Source organism: Virgibacillus sediminis (genome assembly GCF_042643265.1).
Taxonomy (GTDB): domain Bacteria; phylum Bacillota; class Bacilli; order Bacillales; family Amphibacillaceae; genus Virgibacillus_O; species Virgibacillus_O sediminis.
The window spans coordinates 62,377-82,408 of the sequence record NZ_JBHRRZ010000038.1; the positions used below are offsets into that span (position 1 = coordinate 62,377).

At 47.2% G+C, this 20,032-nt stretch carries 17 protein-coding genes; all 17 read right to left on the reverse strand.

All coding sequences use genetic code 11. The features are described from left to right. Positions 1–9: 9 nt before the first annotated feature. Positions 10–1,185: an acyl-CoA dehydrogenase family protein gene (locus ACFODW_RS15215; RefSeq protein WP_390307643.1), complete on the reverse strand. Its 1,176-nt coding sequence runs from the start codon at positions 1,183–1,185 to the stop codon at positions 10–12. A 73-nt stretch (positions 1,186–1,258) separates the two neighbouring features. Then, the gene (locus ACFODW_RS15220; RefSeq protein ID WP_390307644.1) at positions 1,259–2,839 is read right to left on the reverse strand and encodes a long-chain-fatty-acid--CoA ligase; all 1,581 of its coding nucleotides are present in this window, start codon (positions 2,837–2,839) and stop codon (positions 1,259–1,261) included. A gap of 366 nt (positions 2,840–3,205) precedes the next feature. Continuing rightward, positions 3,206–3,607, reverse strand: coding sequence for a PaaI family thioesterase (locus ACFODW_RS15225; RefSeq protein ID WP_390307645.1), 402 nt, complete (start codon positions 3,605–3,607; stop codon positions 3,206–3,208). Positions 3,608–3,640: 33 nt separating this feature from the next. Next, entirely contained in the window at positions 3,641–4,831 is a 1,191-nt protein-coding gene (locus ACFODW_RS15230) for a thiolase family protein (protein ID WP_390307646.1), read from the reverse strand. Between the two features lie 16 nt (positions 4,832–4,847). Continuing rightward, positions 4,848–5,825 carry an electron transfer flavoprotein subunit alpha/FixB family protein gene (locus ACFODW_RS15235; RefSeq protein ID WP_390307647.1) on the reverse strand — a complete coding sequence of 326 codons (978 nt, stop codon included), beginning with the start codon at positions 5,823–5,825 and terminating at the stop codon, positions 4,848–4,850. 39 nt (positions 5,826–5,864) lie between these two features. Further along, positions 5,865–6,638: an electron transfer flavoprotein subunit beta/FixA family protein gene (locus ACFODW_RS15240; protein ID WP_390307648.1), complete on the reverse strand. Its 774-nt coding sequence runs from the start codon at positions 6,636–6,638 to the stop codon at positions 5,865–5,867. Positions 6,639–6,655: 17 nt separating this feature from the next. Then, complete coding sequence (locus ACFODW_RS15245; protein ID WP_390307649.1) at positions 6,656–7,519, reverse strand: 3-hydroxyacyl-CoA dehydrogenase family protein; 864 nt, start codon at positions 7,517–7,519, stop codon at positions 6,656–6,658. Beyond that, positions 7,520–9,136, reverse strand: coding sequence for a long-chain-fatty-acid--CoA ligase (locus ACFODW_RS15250; RefSeq protein ID WP_390307650.1), 1,617 nt, complete (start codon positions 9,134–9,136; stop codon positions 7,520–7,522). A gap of 42 nt (positions 9,137–9,178) precedes the next feature. Continuing rightward, the gene (locus ACFODW_RS15255) at positions 9,179–10,180 is read right to left on the reverse strand and encodes a TAXI family TRAP transporter solute-binding subunit (protein ID WP_390307651.1); all 1,002 of its coding nucleotides are present in this window, start codon (positions 10,178–10,180) and stop codon (positions 9,179–9,181) included. A gap of 18 nt (positions 10,181–10,198) precedes the next feature. After that, on the reverse strand, positions 10,199–12,160 hold the full coding sequence (locus ACFODW_RS15260) for a TRAP transporter permease (RefSeq protein ID WP_390307652.1): 1,962 nt from the start codon (positions 12,158–12,160) through the stop codon (positions 10,199–10,201). Positions 12,161–12,178: 18 nt separating this feature from the next. After that, a complete protein-coding gene (locus ACFODW_RS15265) occupies positions 12,179–12,949 on the reverse strand; it encodes an SDR family oxidoreductase (protein WP_390307653.1) in 771 nt (256 codons plus the stop codon). 8 nt (positions 12,950–12,957) lie between these two features. Beyond that, positions 12,958–14,106 carry an acyl-CoA dehydrogenase family protein gene (locus tag ACFODW_RS15270; RefSeq protein ID WP_390307654.1) on the reverse strand — a complete coding sequence of 383 codons (1,149 nt, stop codon included), beginning with the start codon at positions 14,104–14,106 and terminating at the stop codon, positions 12,958–12,960. A gap of 294 nt (positions 14,107–14,400) precedes the next feature. Then, positions 14,401–15,348 carry a ketopantoate reductase family protein gene (locus ACFODW_RS15275; RefSeq protein WP_390307655.1) on the reverse strand — a complete coding sequence of 316 codons (948 nt, stop codon included), beginning with the start codon at positions 15,346–15,348 and terminating at the stop codon, positions 14,401–14,403. Between the two features lie 18 nt (positions 15,349–15,366). Next, positions 15,367–17,046 carry a sigma-54 interaction domain-containing protein gene (locus tag ACFODW_RS15280; RefSeq protein WP_390307656.1) on the reverse strand — a complete coding sequence of 560 codons (1,680 nt, stop codon included), beginning with the start codon at positions 17,044–17,046 and terminating at the stop codon, positions 15,367–15,369. Positions 17,047–17,114: 68 nt separating this feature from the next. After that, on the reverse strand, positions 17,115–18,278 hold the full coding sequence (locus ACFODW_RS15285; RefSeq protein WP_390307657.1) for an acyl-CoA dehydrogenase family protein: 1,164 nt from the start codon (positions 18,276–18,278) through the stop codon (positions 17,115–17,117). Between the two features lie 14 nt (positions 18,279–18,292). Then, the gene (locus ACFODW_RS15290) at positions 18,293–19,069 is read right to left on the reverse strand and encodes an enoyl-CoA hydratase/isomerase family protein (RefSeq protein ID WP_390307658.1); all 777 of its coding nucleotides are present in this window, start codon (positions 19,067–19,069) and stop codon (positions 18,293–18,295) included. Beyond that, on the reverse strand, positions 19,062–19,931 hold the full coding sequence (locus ACFODW_RS15295) for a 3-hydroxyacyl-CoA dehydrogenase (RefSeq protein WP_390307659.1): 870 nt from the start codon (positions 19,929–19,931) through the stop codon (positions 19,062–19,064). Before ACFODW_RS15295 ends, ACFODW_RS15290 begins: the two co-directional genes overlap by 8 nt. Positions 19,932–20,032: the final 101 nt, after the last annotated feature.

Genomic DNA, 20,032 nt, shown 5'->3' on the forward strand with positions numbered 1-20,032 from the left:
ATAGTTTTTTTAGATGAACTGTCCTACTTTCACATGGCCTTTTAATAGATTCCTTGCGATAATCATCCGCTGTATCTCATCTGTACCATCATAGATTCTCCATAATCTTGCTTCACGGTACCAGCGCTCAATCGGCAGTTCCCTTGTATAGCCCATACCGCCATGGATCTGCATGACACGGTCGACAACCCTGTTGCCCATATTGGATCCGTATAACTTGGCCATGGATGCAAGGTGCCGGTTGTCTTCTCCATGGTCCAGTGTGAAGGCGGCATTAAGAACCATCCATTTTGCCGCTTCTATCTCTACTGCTGAATCGGCAATCTGCCATTGGATCGCCTGCCTGTCACCGATTGGCCGGCCGAATGTCTTTCGTTCCTTGGAGTAGTCGATTGCCATCTGCAAGAGACGCTCGGCAGCTCCTACAGCACGTGCCCCTACAATCCATCTCGCAAAACCAATCCATTCCAGTCCAAGGTTATACCCGCCGTGCAGTTCGCCAAGGATATTTTCTTCCGGCACCCTCACATTATCGAAAACAAGGGCAGCCGGGCCCCATTCTCCCATGGTATCGATGTACTCCGATCTCCACCCCATATCACGGTCGACAATAAAGCAGGTAACGCCTTCCCTTCCCGTCTCCTGATGGCGCTCTTTGTCTGTGATGGCAATGACCATGACGAAATCCGCTTCGTTCCCTCCGGTAATAAACGTCTTCTCCCCGTTGATCACCCATTCATCTCCATCTTTCACGGCAGTTGTTTTAATATTGCGGGTGTCTGAACCAGCATCGGGCTCTGTCATGGCAAAGCAGGATTTCTTATCCCCATTGATGGTAGGAAGCAAGTATTTCTCCTTTTGCTGCTCATTGGCATAATAAAGAATATTATCCGCTGAACCTCCAAAAGAGAAGGGCACGAACGTTTTGGCGACTTCCATGGATACGATTGCCTGCATCATCTGCCCAAGGTCCGCTCCACCATATTCACTTGGGGTATTGATCCCCCAGAACCCCGATTCTCTCGCCTTCTGCTGGAGCTCCTCCTGCTTCTCAGCAGGCAGGCTCGGCCGCCCCTCCCGCTCATTACGCAGCACCTCATTTTCCAACGGCATCAATTCTTTTTCTACAAATTTACGAATCGTTTCCTGAACCATTTTCTGTTCGTCCGTAAGCCTTAAATGCATGTATTTCCCTCCTGTTTTTATAAGATTTATTTACCGCATACTAACTAGTCAGTATTTTATATGCGCAGCCAATCTATGAATATGTTTTAACCAACGACCTTTTTAATATTTTGCCTACCGTGGTTTTCGGCAGTTCACTGACAATTTCCACCGACCGGGGTACTTTATAGGCTGCGAGTCTCTGTCGGCAATAGTCCATCAGCTCATCTTCCCCAAGCTTTTCCTTATCCTTTGGGACTACTACTGCCTTGATCGTTTCTCCCCTATATTTATCCGGCACACCAATCACAGCGGCCTCCAGCACTTTAGGGTGGGTATAAATCACGTCTTCCACTTCTACTGGATAAACATTATATCCACTGGCAATGATCATCTCTTTTTTCCTGCCTACAATATAGAAAAAACCATCAGCATCCATTTTTGCCAAATCACCGGTGTACAGCCAGCCATCCCTGAGCACGTTCTCTGTTTCTTCCCGCATGTTCCAGTAACCCTTCATAATCTGCGGACCTTTTATCACCAGTTCCCCGACCTCTCCTATATCCAGTTCTTCCTCCCCTGTTGCAGACTCGACTATCTTGGCATCCGTGTTCGGAATGGGAATGCCTATACTTCCAGGCTTCTGCATGCCCGTAATCGGATTCCGATGGGTGACCGGAGAAGCTTCGGACAGGCCATATCCTTCTGCTACATTGGTACCGCTCGTTTCGTTGAATTTCTTCAATACTTCTACCGGAAGCGGTGCAGAACCGCTCGTACATGTCCGCAGACTGGTTAAATCAAATTTCCTTTTCTTATAATAATCCAACAGTGAAATAAACATGGTCGGCACTCCTGGAAAGATGGTCGGTTTGAGCTTTTCTATGATTTCCACGGTCTGTTCCACATCAAATTTCGGGACCAGGATCAAGTTTCCTCCAATATAAAAGGTCAGGTTCATGCAGCTGGTCATGCCATACACATGGAACAGCGGAGAAATGGTGAGCACCCTTTCTTCTCCAATCTGTGTCCGCACCTTGGATGTGGCATAACTCTGCAGCGTATTCGCCACCAGATTATAGTGAGTCAGCATTGCACCTTTGGAACGACCTGTAGTACCCCCCGTATATTGCAGGACTGCTATGTCTTCTTTCGGATCTATAGTTGCGTCGGGGAGTGGATGACCATTATCTTTCATATAATCATTGAACTTGCAATCGCTTTCAAAAGAAACCGGAATAAGTGCATCCACTCCTGTTTGGCCGATCACTTCTTCTACAGCCGGGAGTAATCTATCCAGTGCGATCAGCACCCCGGCTCCTGCATCATTCAAGACGTGTAGCAGTTCCGAAGATTTATACATGGGATTCACCTGGACAATGGTAGCGCCACAAAGCAAGGTGGCATAATAACTGATCGGGTATTGCAGGCAGTTTGGGAGCATCAGGGCGACTCTGTCCCCTTGCTTGACTCCTACATTTTTCAAGGAGGCTGCCACATTCTTTATCAGCCGATCCAGCTGGCTGTAAGTATAGGCCCTGCCATTGAATGTAACAGCAGTATGATTCGGAAACTTTAGCACAGACTGTTCAAATAACTTCGTCAGAGGGATTTCAGGAATGTCTATTTCCTGTGGATTCCCTTCGGCGACGTGATTTAGCCATGGCTTTTCCATTCACATTTCCTTCCTTTGAATAATTTTTTAGGACCGCTCACATATTGACCGGTTAGTATGTTCTGAATATTTAATATATATTATAACAAAGCATGTGAATATTACAATGTGTTTTTCGAACTATTTTAAGAAAAGAGCCTGGGACCAAAAATGTTAAATCAAAAGAAAAAAAGAACTAGCTGGAAATCTTATGTAGGAGTAGCCGCTCCGGAAATGTGCCCCGAATTTTCCACGGGCGGCGCCTGAGCCTCCGAGGGCTACGTCCCCGGGGCTCAACCAGGCCTTCCTCCCGTACGTGTCTACGCAAATTCCCTTTGCTAATTCTCTTTTAAGTAAAAAGTTTTAGTTCGTCCCAACCTCATTCTTCTAATCCCTGATTAGTTTATAAGTTCCTATCCCCTTTGCCAGCATGTTCCCAGCTTCATCCACCATTTCCGCTTCCGCCACCACCATACGATACCCCTGTTTCAGAATTCTCCCCGTGGCGAAAACCACGCCTTCTGTTGAAGGAGAGAGATAATTCACGTTGAGGCTGATGGTCGTACAGCGGGTTTTCGTTACGGAACGGACGGCCATACCTAGACTAAGGTCAAGCATCGTGGCGTGCACCCCGCCATGCAGGGAATCATTGGCATTCAACAGTTCACTAGTAATGGGAAGTTTAAGGCGTGTATTTCCTTCCTCAAATTCCACTATTTCAAAGCCAATATGGGTAAAGAATGGACTGTTTTCGAAGCTTTTCCTTACGTCCTCTATTCGCTTGGACATCAACCTTCACCTTTCTGTAATTCTCTCGTATAGTTACAATTGCTCAATCATGATGGCCATCCCCTGGCCACCGCCAGCGCAAAGTGTCGCTATCCCTGTTTGTTCTTTCCTTTTGATCAACTCATGGAGGAGCGTTGTAATAATTCTGGCGCCGCTGGACCCCACCGGATGCCCCAAGGCGATGGCTCCACCATTTACATTCACCTTTTCCTGATCAAGGCCAAGTTCCCGGATGACGGCAAGTGACTGTGCGGCAAATGCTTCATTCAACTCAAACAGATCAATATCCCCTATTTGCCTGGAGGTTCTTTCCAGCAAACTGTTCACGGCGGGAATCGGGCCAATCCCCATAATCTCCGGCGATACTCCCGATGTGGCCCAGTCGACAATCCGAGCCAGCGGTTTCAAACCCAACTCCTTCGCCCTTTCCTCCTTCAAGATCACTAAGGCAGATGCACCATCATTCCGGCCACAGGCATTTCCTGCCGTAACCGTACCTCCCTCTTTGAAGGCAGGCTTCAATTTAGACAGTTTCTCCAAGGTCGTCTGCGGACGTGGATGTTCATCCTGTTCCAACAGGAAAGAGCTTTTCTTTTGTTTGACTTCTATCGGAACAATTTCATCCTTAAAGCGCCCCTCTCCGATGGCCTTGCTTGCTCTCCGCTGACTCTCTAGGGCGAAAGCATCCTGATCCTCTCTTGATATTTCATATTTTTCTGCGACATTTTCCGCAGTGATGCCCATTCCCAAATTGCTGCCATAGATTTCCTTCGGCTGTTGTCCCGCTTCTTTATTGGAATCCACCATTTCCGGCCTGTCCCCGCCAAACCGTGCATGCCTCAAGTAAATCGGTGATCTGCTCATACTTTCGGTGCCGCCGGCTGTTACGATATCAGCATGACCAAACGCAATCTGCTGAATGCCGGAGGTGACCGCCTGCATGCCTGATGCACACAGGCGGTTCACTGTATAGGCCGGCGCCGTTTCCGGGACACCAGCCCTTAATGCAGCCACCCTTGCAATATTGGAAGATTCCGTGGTCTGCCGCACCTCCCCCATAATTACTTCATCCACCTGGTCAGCAGGCAGGCCGGCGCGCTGCACTGCTTCCTTAATAACAATGGATGCCAAATGTCCGGAGCCAATATCTTTCAAAGAACCCCCGTATGTCCCGATTGGCGTCCTGACTGCACTGACAATTACATAGCTTTCCTTCACCCTCATCCCCCCCTATGTTCTATCAGACTCCGACCTTCAACTGCCTCAACTCTTCCGTGAGTTTCGGCACCACTTCAAAGAGATCGCCGACAATGCCATAGTCGGCCACATTGAAAATGTTTGCTTCCGGGTCTTTATTGATTGCTACAATGACCTTGGAATTGGACATACCTGCGAGATGCTGGATTGCACCGGAAATGCCGACAGCGATATACAGATCCGGTGTCACCACTTTTCCTGTCTGTCCGATCTGCAGCGCATAGTCGCAATACTCGGCATCACATGCCCCTCTGGAAGCACCAACTGCCGCGCCTAATACTTCCGCAAGTTCATATAATGGCCGGAAGCCTTCTTCGCTCTTCACGCCGCGTCCACCGGCAATAACCACATTCGCTTCGGAAAGATCCACCCCTTCAGAAGCTTTGCGGATAACATCTTTGATAATGGTGCGGGCATCTGCAATATCCACATCCTTGGAGATGACCTCCCCATTGCGTGATTCATCCTCCTCCAATGGTTTTATATTATTCGGGCGGATCGTCACTAACGTAGACCCTTCCGCAATGACTTTCTTTTCAAAAGCCTTGCCGGAATATATAGGGCGGGTGAAGGCTGGCTGACCATCTTCATCAGAAATATCAACCACATCGGAAATGAGCCCGCTATCCAATTTAGCAGCCAACTTCGGAGTCAAGTCTTTTCCGATGGAAGTATGCCCCATGACTATTCCATCCGGGGATTCATCTTCAATTACAGCAAGAACTGCCTGGCCATAGCCCTCTGATGTATAGTCTTCCAGCTTTTCATGGCTCACCGTAATCGCACGGTCTGCACCAAATCGAATGATTTCATTCCCCAACTTCTCGAGATTTCCGCTGCCCAAAACGACCCCGACTACTTCTGCAGCCTCATTCATTTTTTTCGCAGCTGCCACCGCCTCAAAGGATACGTTTCTTAATTCTCCATCTCTATTTTCAGTGATAACCAATAGTTTAGTCATGTTTATTCTCCCTCCAGGTTTTAATAGATTTATCCGACGTTACAGTACTTTCTTTTCTTCTTTCAAAAGTGTTACCAGCTCTTTTACCTGGTCATCCAATTCGCCTTCCAGAACTCTTCCTGCTTCCTTCTCGGGCGGAAGGAAAATATTAATGGTTTTAGTCTTTGGCTCCAATTCATCTTCCTCCAGATCCAAATCATCAATTTCCAATTCCTCCAACGGCTTTTTCTTGGCTTTCATGATGCCTGGGAGGGATGGGTATCTTGGTTCATTGAGCCCCTGCTGGCAGGTGACAAGCAATGGAAGCGTACTTTCGACTACTTCGACATCTCCTTCTACATCCTTTTCGATGCTGGCTGTGTCCCCGTCAATCTTCAGGCCGGTAATTGTTGTCACGTATGGGATATCCAAAGCTTCTGCCAGTCTCGGACCGACCTGCCCGCTTGCCTCATCAATAGCTACATTCCCCGCCAGAATAAGGTCTGCTTCTTTATCCTCAAAGAAAGCTTCCAAAATTTTTGCCGTCGTGTACTGGTCACCATCTTCCAAGTCTTCTTCTGTATTGATCAGCACCGCTTTGTCGGCACCCATGGCAAGGGCGGTACGCAGCTGTTTCTCCGACTCCTCATCCCCTACGGTCACCACAGTCACTTCGCCTCCATGTTCCTCTCGCTGGACAATGGCCTCTTCCACGGCATATTCATCATATGGATTGATGATGAACTCAGCACCATCCTCTTCAATCTGCCCATTGGATACATTGATTTTTTCCTCGGTATCAAACGTCTTTTTCAATAAAACATAGATATTCATATTCCCACTCCTCTTCGTTAAGTATATTGATAGAATCCTTTGCCTGTCTTACGCCCTAACTCACCTTTTTCTACTTTTTCAGCTACAATTTGCGCAGGTTTATCCTCCTCCTTGCCGCTTTCCTGGTAACGCTGCATCCTGACGAAGTAATTCACATCAATTCCTGTCAGGTCCATGAGGGCAAACGGGCCGATTGGATGGTTCAATGCCTTCTTACAGACCAAGTCTATTTCTTCATGGGTGGCATAGCCGTTCTCCAGGAGAAAGACCGCTTCATCCATCAGCTTGCCGAGAATGCGGTTGGCGATAAATCCCGAAATCTCTTTCTTCAGCAGGACGGGGATTTTCCCTAGAGATTCGATCAATTCCACCGCCGTATCAGCTGTTTGATCTGAAGTATGCTGTCCTTTGACTACCTCCACCAACTCCATTTTCAGTGGCGGATTGAAAAAATGGACATTACAGACATTCTGCGGCCTTTTTAGATCCTCGGCGATTTTGGAGCTGACAATCGTCGAGCTGTTCGTAGCCAGGATGGCATCCTCCTTGGTGACTTGTTCAAGCTTGTTGAACAAGCTTTTTTTGACATCGATTTTTTCCACCACAGCTTCGATGATGAAATCAGCTTCTTTAACAAAATTCAGATTTGTCACCAGCGACAATCGTCCAAAGGCTTGATCCACCTCCTTTTTTGTCAGCCGGTTTTTCTCCACCCATCGGTCCATCCGGGGTTTTAACGATTGTTTAGCACCTTGTAGGCTGGCTTCATCTATATCCTGAAGCACTACATCATATCCGCTTACTGCACAGACCATGGCAATCTGTGCCCCCATTGTTCCAGCACCAATTACCCCAATAGTTTTAATATTCTCCACTGTCACTCATATCTCCTCCTTCTGATCCCTTCCCTCCTCGGCTTCTACCAGCTTGCGCTTCAATATCTTCCCAACGGTATTCCTTGGCAGTGTTTCCATGACTTCAAACTGCTTTGGCACTTTATAAGGGGTGAGACTGCGGTAACAGAACCCTTTCAATTCTTCCAAGTCGATGGAAGCCCCCTGTTTGGCGACAATATAAGCCTTGACGACCTCTCCTTGTTGTGGGTCGGGTATACCTGCCACTGCACATTCCTGGATGTCCGGATGCTCATACAGCACATTTTCGACTTCCTGGGGATAGACATTGAAACCGCCGTTGATGATCATTTCTTTTTTTCTGCCCGCGATGAAGAAATAGCCGTCCTCATCCTGAATGGCCAAATCACCGGTATATAGCCATCCATTTTTTAAACTCTTCCTTGTTTCCTCTTCATTGTTCCAATATCCCTTCATAATCTGCGGACCCTTGATCACCAATTCGCCTACGGAATTTGCCGGCAGTTCCTTGCTGTCTTCATCCACGATCTTGCTGTCGGTTCCCGGCAGCGGAATACCGATGCTTCCCACCTTCCTGATCCCCTTTGGCGGATTGCGGTGTGTGGAAGGGGAAGCTTCCGACAAGCCGAACCCTTCTCCGATCACGGCACCGGTGATGCTTTCAAATTGACGGATGACCTCCATCGGCAAGGGCGCCGAACCGCTGGAACAGAATTTCAGGCAATCAAGGCCATACTCTCTCACCTTGGAGTGATTAATGAATGCATTGTACATGCGCGGCACACCTGGAAAAAATGTCGGCTGGTATTCTTTGATTTTTTCCAGTACATCATCCACAGCAAATTTCTTGATTAATAGATTGGTCGCACCAATATATATTCCTAGATTCATGCCGCTTGTCATAGCATACACATGATAGAGCGGAGTAGCAGTCAGCACGGTTTCCTTTCCAAATTCCATATCTTCCCCATACATCGCATAGCTCTGAATCACATTGGCAACCAGATTATAATGGGACAGCTTAGCCCCCTTTATTACCCCGCTGGTTCCCCCAGTGTATTGGATAACTGCCGTATCCTCCTTTGGGGTGACTGGTGCCTCCTTCTCCAACGGCTTGGATTGGGCTATCAGTGATTCCAAAGAAGCTTCTGTCCGGTGCGGTGATCCGGCAATGAATATATGCTTAAATTCATATAATCCTTCCAGCTGTCTCACTGTTTCAGCCGTATTCTCCTCCACGGTGATGGCAGCCACTTCAGCATCACTTGCAATCTGAAGCAATTCCCTTGCCGTATATCGCGGATTGATTTGAACCACGACCATCCCCAATTTCATGGCAGCATAGTAGGCAATAATATAGCTTGGGTCATTGGATACCATTAAACCGATCCGCTCCCCCCTAGCTAATCCAAGACGCTTCCAAGCCCCTGCAAGGCGGTCGGCTTGCTCCTTCAACTCCTGATAGGTGAGGGAATCCCCGTCCTGTATGACGGCCTGACGGTGAGGACAGCGGACAGTGGTTTCCTCCAAAAGGGAATAGACAGAAACCTCTGGTATTCGAAGCTCCTTCTTCATTGCCTCCGGATAGGCCTTATACCATCTACGTTCTTTAAGATTCTGCAAAAGGTTCTCAACCTCCCCCTGTGATTTAATAATTGCTGACTATTATTCAAGCACCCCTTCTTCTTCATAGTATTTTTTGGCTCCTGGGTGGAGGGTTTCTGTCTCGATTCCATTTAAAGCTGTATCCAAGGTGAAATTCTCTGCACGTTCTGGAACTTGCTCTTCAAAAGAGGACAGATTTTCCCAGAATATTTTAGTCAAATTATAGACATACTCTTCTTCCAGGTCAGCCCTCACGGTAATCATCGTTTCCATCACATATGTCGGAACCTCTTCGTCTATTCCATCGTACGTTCCGGCCGGCAGTTCACCGGCTGTGATGCCAATCCCTTTTTCCTCGATGCTTTCCAATTTCTCTTCATCAATTGGGATCACTTTGATTGGGCTGGTCAATTCTATTTCCTGCAATGCCGGGATGAATGGCGCCCCACCGCCGAGAAATACATCGACATTCCCATCCTTCAGCATCGAAGCCCCATCGGAGTAATTACCATAGGAAACCTTCCCCCCAGCCTCTTCAATGGTTTGTTCATCAATTCCATATTCCTCCATCATCTTCCAGAAGGCTACCGGCCCTCCACCGCCTTTAGGCCCAAGAAAGATATGTTTATCGACAATATCCTCAATGGACTCGATGTCGTCATTATCTGCAGTGGTAGCAATCGTTTGAAAAACCGGATAGATAGCCGCAATAGCTGCAATATCTTCAATTGGTTCATCAAATCCGGTTCCCCCTTCCAGTGCCGCAATAAAATCCGGTGTGTAATTCAACCCCATCTGAATATCTCCCACTTGCAGTGATTTCAGATTTGCCGTGGATCCCCCCTCCAACTGTGTGGCATTCAATCCATTGAACTCTGAAGAGTATATTTCTGTCATGGTCGTCGTGATGGGATACCAGCCTGAACCCATGGGACCTGATCCGATCTGCAGGAATTTATCAGGGGCAGATGGCTGGCCGTCTGATCCGGAAGTTTCCTCCCCACCGCAGGCAGTCAATATAACCGCAATAAACAAGATGGCAATCGTCAAAAGTTTTTTCATATTTTCACCTTCCATTTATCAAATTATTTTTTTTGCTTCTTCCATGCTGGTCTTCCTAAGCCTCCATTGCCATACAACTAATCCAATAGCCAATGCCAGGCCAGCGATATCCCCATAAACTCCAGGCATTACAAGGAATATTGCTGCAAGAATACTAATGGACCGCTTGAATGACCCCAATTCCCCAAACAGATACGCCTCCAAGGCAGCTGCAAAAAATACACAGCTGATGAATGCGCTTCCAATAGCAAGGATAATTTCCCCTGTACTTCCCCCTTGCATCAGCAAGACAGGATTATAAGCGAAAATAAATGGGACAAAAAATCCGCCCAGACCTATTTTCATCGAATAAAGCGCTGTCTTGAATGGATCCGCTCCGGCAATTCCGGCCGTTGTGTAAGCCGTGATGGCAACTGGTGGTGTCAGCCCGGACAGAACACCAAAATAGAAAACAAACATATGTGCAGCAACTACATTTACCCCTAGTTCAATCAAGGCCGGTGCTCCCAGGACGGCCAAAATTACATAGGCTGAAACAGTCGGCATGCCCATTCCCATTATGATGGAGGCCGCTGCCACCAGAATGAGCAGCAATAATAGATTCTGTCCTGCCACATCAATGACAAACCTGGAGAAAGTGATTCCAAGCCCTGTCAATGATACGGAACCGACAATGATGCCGGCGGTCGCACAGGCGGCGATGACGGTAAGAGCACTCCTTGCCCCGCTTTCCAGGGCAGCAAGAATATCCAGTAAGTTCATTCTCGTTGCTTTTCGGATCCAGCTCAGGACAATAGTGGCAATGACAGCATAGAAGCCGGCCTTCATTGGACTAAAGCCATAGATCATTAATCCGATGATAAGAAGGATCGGCAGGAACAGATATCCCTGCTTTAACAAGACAATCCTAAAATCCGGGAGCTGCTCTTTCGGGATGCCGGCCATTTTCATGCGCTTTGCATGAAAATAGACAACCATTCCTGCAATAAAGAAGTAGATGACAGCTGGTATCAATGCAAACAAAACCAGCTGTATGTACGGAATGCCGACAGTCTCCGCCATGATAAACACGGAAGCACCCATAATCGGCGGCATGATCTGACCACCCTGGGAAGCTACCGCTTCCACTGCCGCTGAAAACTTCTTATTATACCCAAGCTTTTTCATTAACGGAATAGTGAACGAACCAGTTATCGCGGCATTTGCGGCCCCATTTCCCGTGATGGTCGCCACAAGGGCACTCGATCCAACGGAGGAAAGAGCCGGCCCCCCTGTTTTATTGCCAAGCAGGCCGAACGCAGCATCGGTAAAAAACTGCCCTCCCCCTGACCTCATCAGGAAGGAGCCGAAGATGACAAACAAAATCAGAACGGTGGAACTCACATAGATAGGTTCGCTGAAAATTCCCAGTGTTCCGCTGAACATGTGATCCACCATCTTCTCATAACGGATGCCCGGATGTGCAAGGGCCCCAGGAAAGAACTGCCCAAACATGGTATATACTAGGAAGAATACACCGATCCCCGCCATCAGGATTCCATTCGTCCTTCTCGTGGCTTCCAGTACCAAAGCAATAAACAAGGAGCCGAACAGCATATCCGTACTATTGATATTACCCTGTCTGCTTTGAATCGCTTCTGCCTGGCCTATCATGTATCCCGCTGTAGCTACGGTCAGCAATACAACGACGACATCGATGATTCCGAAGCTTTTCCCCTTTCGGAACGGAAATAATAGAAAGATCAGCAGCATTGCCCATAGGACGTGGATACTCCGCTGCTCCCAAGATGGCAATGTACCGAAGCCTGCCGTATAAATGTGAAAAACAGACAGCCCTATAGCCAATAGAGAAATCAGCAGCACAATCATCCTGGAACCATTCCATTTAGCTTTTCTATCCTTCCAAATCTTCTCCGCGTACGACGGCTGCTCCTCAATGGTAGTATCAATTTTTCCTGCATTCACTGCATCTGCCGACATGTCATTTCACCCCATTTCCTATAAAGTGCTTCCGCCGTCCACACTTATGATTTGACCGGTCATAAAGTCACTGGCTTCCGTTGCCAGTAGTAAAGCAACACCTTTGATGGCATGGTCATCGCCGATTCTGTTGAGCGGATTTTTACCCTTTATTGTATCACCGCTTTTTTCCAGTACTGCTTTCGTCATTTTAGTCGGGAAAAATCCCGGTGCAATTGCATTGACATAAATGCCATGCTGCGCCCACTTCCTTGCCAGGTCTCTGGTAAAATGCACGACAGCCGCTTTACTCGTACTATAGCCAATGGCATTCAAAACTTCCGGCGGCTCTGCCTTTAACCCGGCGGCAGAGGCTATATTGATGATTTTCCCGCTTTTTCTCTCGATCATGGTCCTGCCGACTGCTTGTGACATAAGAAACGTTCCGGTTACATTGACCTTCATCACTTTCTCCCATGCTTCCAAAGGCATATCCTCCACAGTGGCTCCCCAGGTGGTGCCGCTGTTGTTGATAAGAATATCGATTTTACCGAAATCCCTGATGACATCCTGAACGGTTCGCTGAACGTCCTCCTCATTTCCCAGGTCACAGGCATACGCCTTCGCTTCTATCCCTTTCGCAGACAATTCTGCTGCAGCGGCTTCACATGCTGCCAATTTCCTTGAGCAAACCGCTATCGAACAACCCGCATCAGACAATGCCTCGGCAATCTGATAGCCGATTCCTCTTCCTCCGCCAGTGATAAGAGCAACTTTCCCTCTTAATTGAAATAAGTCGAAAGTATTCATTTTACACCTCAATTTTCATCCAGGATTTTTCGTGCCACAATCAGACGTTGTATTTCGTTCGTTCCTTCGTAAATCTTTGTAATCCTTGCGTCACGATAGAAACGCTCCACTGGATATTCTCCGATATAACCAATTCCCCCATGAATCTGCAATGCTTTATCGGCAACCTTATTAAATACCTCGGAAGCAAATAACTTCGCCATCGCCGCCTCTTTGATTACCTTTTTACCGTCGTCAATCATTTCAGCTGCTTTCATTGTCAGTGCACGAGCTGCCTCTGTTTCAGTTGCCATATCTGCAAGCATCCATTGGATGGCTTGATTTCCGGCAATCGGCTTGCCAAATTGCACTCTCTCCTTCGCATAGGAAGCGGATAACTCGATCAATTTGTCACATGAACCCACTGCACGTGAAGCCAATCCGACCCGGCCTTCTCCAAGAATTTTCAATGCATTCATATAGCCCATGCCCACTTCACCAATCACATTCTCCTCCGGCACGACACAGTCTTCGAAGATCAACTGGGCAGTATAGGATCCACGCAACCCCATTTTCTTATCTTTCTTGCCAATGGTGAGGCCGGGGAAGTCACGTTCTACCAGGAATGCTGTGATGCCGCCTTTTGCCCCTTTTTGCTTATCGGTCAAGGCAAATACAGTAAAAACATCAGCCACAGGGGCATTCGTGATAAAGTGCTTCGTGCCATTCAGGATCCAGCTTCCTCCCCTTTTTTCTGCTTGTGTAGCAAGATTGGTTGCGTCAGAGCCGGCTCCTGGTTCAGAAAGTGCAAATGCACCTATCCTGCTTCCTGCCGCCATATCCGGTAGGTACTTTTGCTTCAAATAATCGGATGCCAGTTTTACAAGACCGGTGCTTCCAATCCCTGTATGGGCGCTGATCAAGGAGACAAAGCCATTGTGGGTCCTTCCCAGCTGCTCCAGTACGACGGTCTTCCCCACAGCGTTCAACCCAATCCCGCCATATTCTTCTGGAATGCTGATGCCAAACAGCCCCAATTCTTTTGCTTTTTCTACTAAATGCTGTGGAATTACATCTTCATCCTCAATTTGCTGGGCGAACGGTTCCACCTCTTTATCTGCAAAGTTTTTTATCATGGTCTTCATTTGCTGCAATTCGTCAGTAACCGCCACTGTCATAAAACTTTCCTCCCCGCTTATCGTATTTACTAAATATATAGCAAATATTGTGCCAACTTAATCTAGCCTTGCCGAACACACTAAGTAAACGCTTTCATAACAAGGTTTGAAAATTTTTTGACCATCTCGGTACCCCCTTAATGAATTTATAAAAAATTCATAATTGAATTAATAATATCATGATTGGGTGATTTATCGATTCAAAAATGAATTAATAATCCATTTTTGAATCGAGCTTCGTTTGCTAAAAAAACAAAACCTTACAGAACAACTGTAAGGTCATTTGCTTCACTTCTATTTAGTTGGAGCCTGCTCTGCATTCTGCTTTCTCAAATTTCTAGCATTGACAAACGTGAGCAGATGATAGATTGTCTCCAGTGCCGGTACAGGAACTCCTAATTCCTTTGCTTTTTTGACGACATACCCGCACATCGACTCAACCTCCATCTCCTTTCCCTGCATACGGTCCTGCAGCATGGAAGTCCGGTGCTCCCTTGCCAATTCAGCATTGGAAAAAATGGTCGCAAAAGCCCGCTCCCTGTCCATTTCGATACCAAGTGCAGCTGCAGTATCCAGCGCCTCTCTGCAAATGGTCTCCGCTGTCTGCCTAAGTTCCCGGGAATCAAGAACTTCACCGATCCTCGATTCAGCTGCTGCAGATATAGGATTGAAGGTCACATTCCATAATAGTTTCCGCCATTTCTTCTCCAAAATATTCCCAGTATACTTGGTATCAATACCAGCAGCGCTCAGCAAGTTAGCTACCTGTTCTGCTTTTACCGCCGTTGTGGGAGCTAATCCGCCCATCACCAATTTTACTCTTCCTTGCTGACGCACCTGCCCTGAGCGCTCCTTGAACGCCTGAACATACGTAGCAGCAGACAATACCCTATCTGGACCGAATATCTCCTGAAGGATCTCTTCATTATCTACACCATTCTGCAGAGTCATTACACATGCGTCTTCTTTAAGGATGGAATGCAGCTTTCTGCCCATTGCAACAGTATCGTTCGATTTTACGGAAAATAATATAAGATCCGCTTCAGCAAGGTCCATCGGGTCTCCTGTAAACCTTCCGTTAATATGTAAGTCTTCCTTCTCTCCCTTGATGACCAGTCCTTGCTCCTTTAATACCTCCAACGTTTTTCCCCTTGCAAGAAATGTTACGTCATATCCTCCCTGCTGCAATTTCCCGCCAAAAAAACTGCCGACAGCTCCTGTCCCGGCTACCCCTATTTTCATCATCCTTCTCCCCTTTTGTCAGTGGTGGAACTTGATTCCATATTTTTTCATTTTCCTTACAATTGTTGGCTGACTGGTTTTCAAAGCTTTGGCGACCTCGTATGTGTTTGGGTATTTTTCCACGGCAATGGCAATCATTTCCCTTTCCGCCGCTTCAGCAGCATCCTTCAAGGAAATGATCTCAGGTTCTGCTTTTCCTCCCTCCCGCCGCTGGTACTCGGGCGGCAGATCATCCATACGAATGATATCCCCATCGGACGTCACTGCCAGCCTTTCAATAAGATTGGACAACTCCCTGATATTGCCCGGCCAGCCATAGGAAAGGAAAAACTCCTTCAATCCCCTGTCGAACTCCTTTTTCAATTGATATTTATCGTTGACCTGATTCAGGAACATCCGAATCAGCGGCAGGATATCATCCTTTCGTTCCCGGAGAGGCGGAATATGGATCGGGATGACATTCAACCGATAATACAAATCCCCGCGGAATTCACCGGCAGCGACCATTTCCTCAAGGTTTCTGTTAGTGGCTGCGAGGATTCTGACATCGACATTCTTCGTCTGGACTCCTCCAATCCGCTGTATCTCCCCCTCCTGGATGACTCTCAACAACTTCACTTGGAGATTCAACGGTAATTCTCCAATTTCATCCATAAACAGCATCCCGTTATCTGCCAGCTCAAACATCCCCGGTTTTCCGTTTCTGCTGGCACCGGTAAAAGCACCTCCCTCATAGCCAAATAACTCTGATTCTAGTAATTCCGGCGGGATGGCACCACAATTGATTTTCAGGAATTCCCCTTCCTTGGACCGGACACTTTCCTCGTAGAGATACTTCGCCAATACATCCTTCCCCACCCCAGTTTCACCTAGGATGAGAACTGTGGCATCGATATTAGCGATCCGATCGGCAGTTTCAAAGATTCTTTTCATGGACACACTCTGGGCGACCACCCCTTTTCGCTGCCCTTCCTCTCCTTTTAATTGTGACAATTCTTCTTTATATTTGTCATTCAATCGGTTCAGCTTGGACAGTTTCTCCTGCAATTCGTTAAGGTCGGAAAGATCTCTGATATTCGTAACGATCTTTTCTATATTCCCTTCCTCATTGAACACCGGTGTACCTGTCAAAAGGGTCTCTTTTCCGGCATAGTTTTTCTGAACATAGGAGACCGTCCGTTTTAATTCCATTACTTTCTTGGAAACAGAGTTCTTAAGAATGCCCCTTTCCACCAGTTCATCGACAGTTTTACCGATATAGTATTCTTTAGGGATAGCTGTGATTCTTTCTATCGCAGAATTGGTCTTCCATGTCTTGCCCTTATGATCGGTAATATAGATTCCGTCATAGGAGTTTTCTATCACCGCATCCAATTCTCTGTTCAAATTTTTAAGCTCTTTATTTTCCATCCGCAGGCGCGAGAGCTCGTCGGTTTCTGTTCCCACCAGAAACCGGACTCCCTCTTTTTCTTGTATGCTTTCTATAAAAATAAAGCTCTTATCCCCATGTGCTGCTTCTATTAATTTAGAATCTTCTTCTTTCTTCCAGGCAGAAAATATAGCCCTAATTGGGGTCTCGGAGGCCGGTGCCCCTCCGATTAGCTGTTCCAATCGATCATTATATTCAAGCAATCTATCTTTTCCGTCCAAGACAAGGGCTGGAAAAGACAGCATGGCCAAGGACTGTGTGCCGTTCATCGCAATCCCCCCATTCTTCTTACAAGCTGTTGCATCGTCACCCTACCGTATCTTAGATAGGGAAGGACTTAAGAAACGGGGCTCTTCTTCATTCCACGAATCAGTTCCCCTGCAATGATATTCCGTTGAATTTCGGAAGTTCCCTCATATATCTTGGTAATACGTGCGTCACGGTAATAGCGTTCAATAGGATAATCTTTCATGTACCCGATTCCTCCATGGATCTGTACAGCAAGGTCTGCTACCTTGTTGTATACCTCTGAACCGAATAGTTTCGCGATAGCGGCCTCTTTTACCACCCGTTGTTTCTGGTCGGTCATCCAAGCTACCCGATAAGTCATGGAGCGAAGCACTTCAATCTGCATGCTGATATCCGCCAGCATATTCTGTACGGTCTGCACCTCGATGATCGGCTTACCGAATTGCTCACGCTCACTTGCATAAGACAAGCAGTGTTCCAGCAGACGTTCACAGGATCCAAGATTGCGGGCAGACAGTCCGGCACGGCCATTTGCCAATATTTTCAAGGCATTGACATAGCCCTGACCCTCTTCACCAAGTACATTCTCTGCAGGAACTTCCATATCCTCAAAGAAGAGTTCCGCAGAGTGGGAGCCCCTCAGCCCCATTTTTTCCTCTACACTACCCAATCTGAAGCCGGGGAAATCTTTTTCTACGATGAAGGAAGTGATCCCTTTTGCTCCTTTATCTGGATCTGTCACTGCCATTACGGTAAATACATGACCATCCACGGCATTGGTAATATAATGCTTGGAGCCGTTGATGATGTACTTATCTCCCTCTTTTACAGCCCTCGTTTTCAAGTTGGCGGCATTGGATCCTGCACTCGGCTCCGTCAGCGCAAATGCTCCGATCCACTCTCCCGTAGCCATTTTGGGAAGGTACTTCTGTTTCTGCTCCTCTGTTCCGAGTTCGACAATCCCCACACTTCCTATCCCCGTATGGGCTCCTATCAACGTCGTAAAACCGTTATGTGTTTTTCCGAGTTCTTCATATAGAGCACATTTTCCGACCATATCAAGCCCCAAACCGCCATATTGCTCCGGGATGCTTAGACTGAAGAGCCCCATTTCCTTCGACTGTTCAATAATGCTTTCAGGAATCTCGTTTTCCTCTTCTATTTGCATGGCAACAGGCTCTACTTCTTCCCTTACGAATTTCCTTACATTTTCACGAAGAAATTGAATGTCTTCCGGTATACTGAAATCCATATTTCCAACCCCTTTTATTTATTTTGAAATACTGCATCCCTTTTCTCGATAAACGCTTTGGTTCCTTCCTTTTTATCTTCCGTACCGAAAACCACTGCCTGTGAAAGTTTTTCAATCCATTGGGCTGTTCCTTCATCCACATCAAACCCTTTATGGACGGCCATTTTGGCAAGCTGAACCGCAACCGGACCCTTCTTCACAATAGCGTCTGAAATGGAGGCGATTTGCGAAAGAAGGTCGCTTTCCCCCTCTACGAAATAGGTGGCCAGTCCAACTCTTTCCGCTTCCTCCCCATCGATGATGCGGCCGGTAAGGATCATATCCATCGCCCTTCCCTTACCGATGAGACGCGCCAGCCTCTGGGTTCCTCCCGCACCTGGGATGATGCCCAGATTCAGTTCAGGAAGACCGAATTTTGCTTTCTTTGTTGCCACCCGTATATCGCAGGCCATTGCCAATTCACAGCCGCCACCAAGCGCAAACCCATTTACCGCTGCGATGGTCACTTTCGGAAAATTCTCTATCTGGTTATACAGCCCCTGCATACCCGGCACCAAGGCGTCAAGCGGCTGTTTTTCATATAACTGCTTTATATCGGCTCCTGCGGCGAAAGACTTTCCCCCTGCTCCCTGGATGACAATCACCTTGATATCGGGATTGCTCTCCGCCTCTTTCAACGCCTGTTCCATTTCCTGAAGCATACTGGCATCCAGCGCGTTACGTGAGTCCGGCCGATTCAATGTCAGGCGAAATATCCCTTCATCCGTCTCTGTTTTTATATTTTCATACATTGTGGACCACTCTCCCTTTTGAGTAGTCATAGAATCCTTTTCCGCTCTTCTTTCCAAGCTTTCCGGCTTTTACATACTTCGTGAGCAATGGACATGGGCGGTACTTCTCCCCCAGCGTATGGTGAAGGTATTCCATATTCCTCAGCCTGGTGTCCAGACCCACCAAATCCGCAAGCTCGAGCGGTCCCATCGGGTGATTCAATCCGAGCTTCATCGCTTTATCGATATCCTTGGCAGTGGCGACTCCTTCCATCAGCATATTCATTGCTTCATTCCCAATAAGGCAATTCATTCTGGATGTCACGAATCCTGGGAACTCATTCACTTCGACCGGCTCTTTATCCAACTGCCTCGAAATTCCCATGACCTTGCTGACCGTTTCTTCAGAGGTATCCAACCCCCGGATGACTTCTATCAATTTCATTTTATGGACCGGATTAAAGAAATGCATGGCAATCACTTTATCCGGGCGGGATGTCTGTGCCCCAATTTCCGTGGGGCTCATGGTTGATGTATTAGTTGCCAGGATGGCATGCGGCAGGCAAATTTCATCCAACTGCTGAAAAATATTGATTTTCAGGTCTATCTTCTCCAGTACCGCTTCCACGACCAATTCTGCTTGTGCTGCCGCCTTAGACAAATCTGTTTCAATATGCAGGTTGGCTTGGGCGGCCTCCAGTTCAACCTTCGACAAAAAGCCTCTTTGGTGACTTTTCTCCATCAAACCGGCAATATCGGCCGATGCCTTTTGAAGTATCTCCTGACTTAGATCATTGAGCACCACATTAAAACCAGAAGTGGCAAATGCATAAGCTATCCCTTTTCCCATTACTCCGGACCCTACCACGGTAACCTGTTTCATTATTAGCCTCCTCTATTGAATGCGCTTCCAAGAACATGCAGAAAACTTGCTGTACACTCCTCCACCTAACCGATCGAATAGCTCTATAAAATTCTGTCTAT

Excerpts from the sequence above, each read along its gene's own strand:
- ACFODW_RS15290 (WP_390307658.1), bottom strand. The coding sequence starts at position 19,069 with ATGTATGAAAATATAAAAACAGAGACGGATGAAGGGATATTTCGCCTG.
- ACFODW_RS15225 (WP_390307645.1), bottom strand. The coding sequence starts at position 3,607 with ATGTCCAAGCGAATAGAGGACGTAAGGAAAAGCTTCGAAAACAGTCCA.
- ACFODW_RS15215 (WP_390307643.1), bottom strand. The coding sequence starts at position 1,185 with ATGCATTTAAGGCTTACGGACGAACAGAAAATGGTTCAGGAAACGATT.
- ACFODW_RS15295 (WP_390307659.1), bottom strand. The coding sequence starts at position 19,931 with ATGAAACAGGTTACCGTGGTAGGGTCCGGAGTAATGGGAAAAGGGATA.
- ACFODW_RS15260 (WP_390307652.1), bottom strand. The coding sequence starts at position 12,160 with ATGTCGGCAGATGCAGTGAATGCAGGAAAAATTGATACTACCATTGAG.
- ACFODW_RS15220 (WP_390307644.1), bottom strand. The coding sequence starts at position 2,839 with ATGGAAAAGCCATGGCTAAATCACGTCGCCGAAGGGAATCCACAGGAA.
- ACFODW_RS15255 (WP_390307651.1), bottom strand. The coding sequence starts at position 10,180 with ATGAAAAAACTTTTGACGATTGCCATCTTGTTTATTGCGGTTATATTG.
- ACFODW_RS15240 (WP_390307648.1), bottom strand. The coding sequence starts at position 6,638 with ATGAATATCTATGTTTTATTGAAAAAGACGTTTGATACCGAGGAAAAA.
- ACFODW_RS15275 (WP_390307655.1), bottom strand. The coding sequence starts at position 15,348 with ATGAAAATAGGGGTAGCCGGGACAGGAGCTGTCGGCAGTTTTTTTGGC.
- ACFODW_RS15265 (WP_390307653.1), bottom strand. The coding sequence starts at position 12,949 with ATGAATACTTTCGACTTATTTCAATTAAGAGGGAAAGTTGCTCTTATC.
- ACFODW_RS15285 (WP_390307657.1), bottom strand. The coding sequence starts at position 18,278 with ATGGATTTCAGTATACCGGAAGACATTCAATTTCTTCGTGAAAATGTA.
- ACFODW_RS15235 (WP_390307647.1), bottom strand. The coding sequence starts at position 5,825 with ATGACTAAACTATTGGTTATCACTGAAAATAGAGATGGAGAATTAAGA.
- ACFODW_RS15230 (WP_390307646.1), bottom strand. The coding sequence starts at position 4,831 with ATGAGGGTGAAGGAAAGCTATGTAATTGTCAGTGCAGTCAGGACGCCA.
- ACFODW_RS15270 (WP_390307654.1), bottom strand. The coding sequence starts at position 14,106 with ATGACAGTGGCGGTTACTGACGAATTGCAGCAAATGAAGACCATGATA.
- ACFODW_RS15280 (WP_390307656.1), bottom strand. The coding sequence starts at position 17,046 with ATGAACGGCACACAGTCCTTGGCCATGCTGTCTTTTCCAGCCCTTGTC.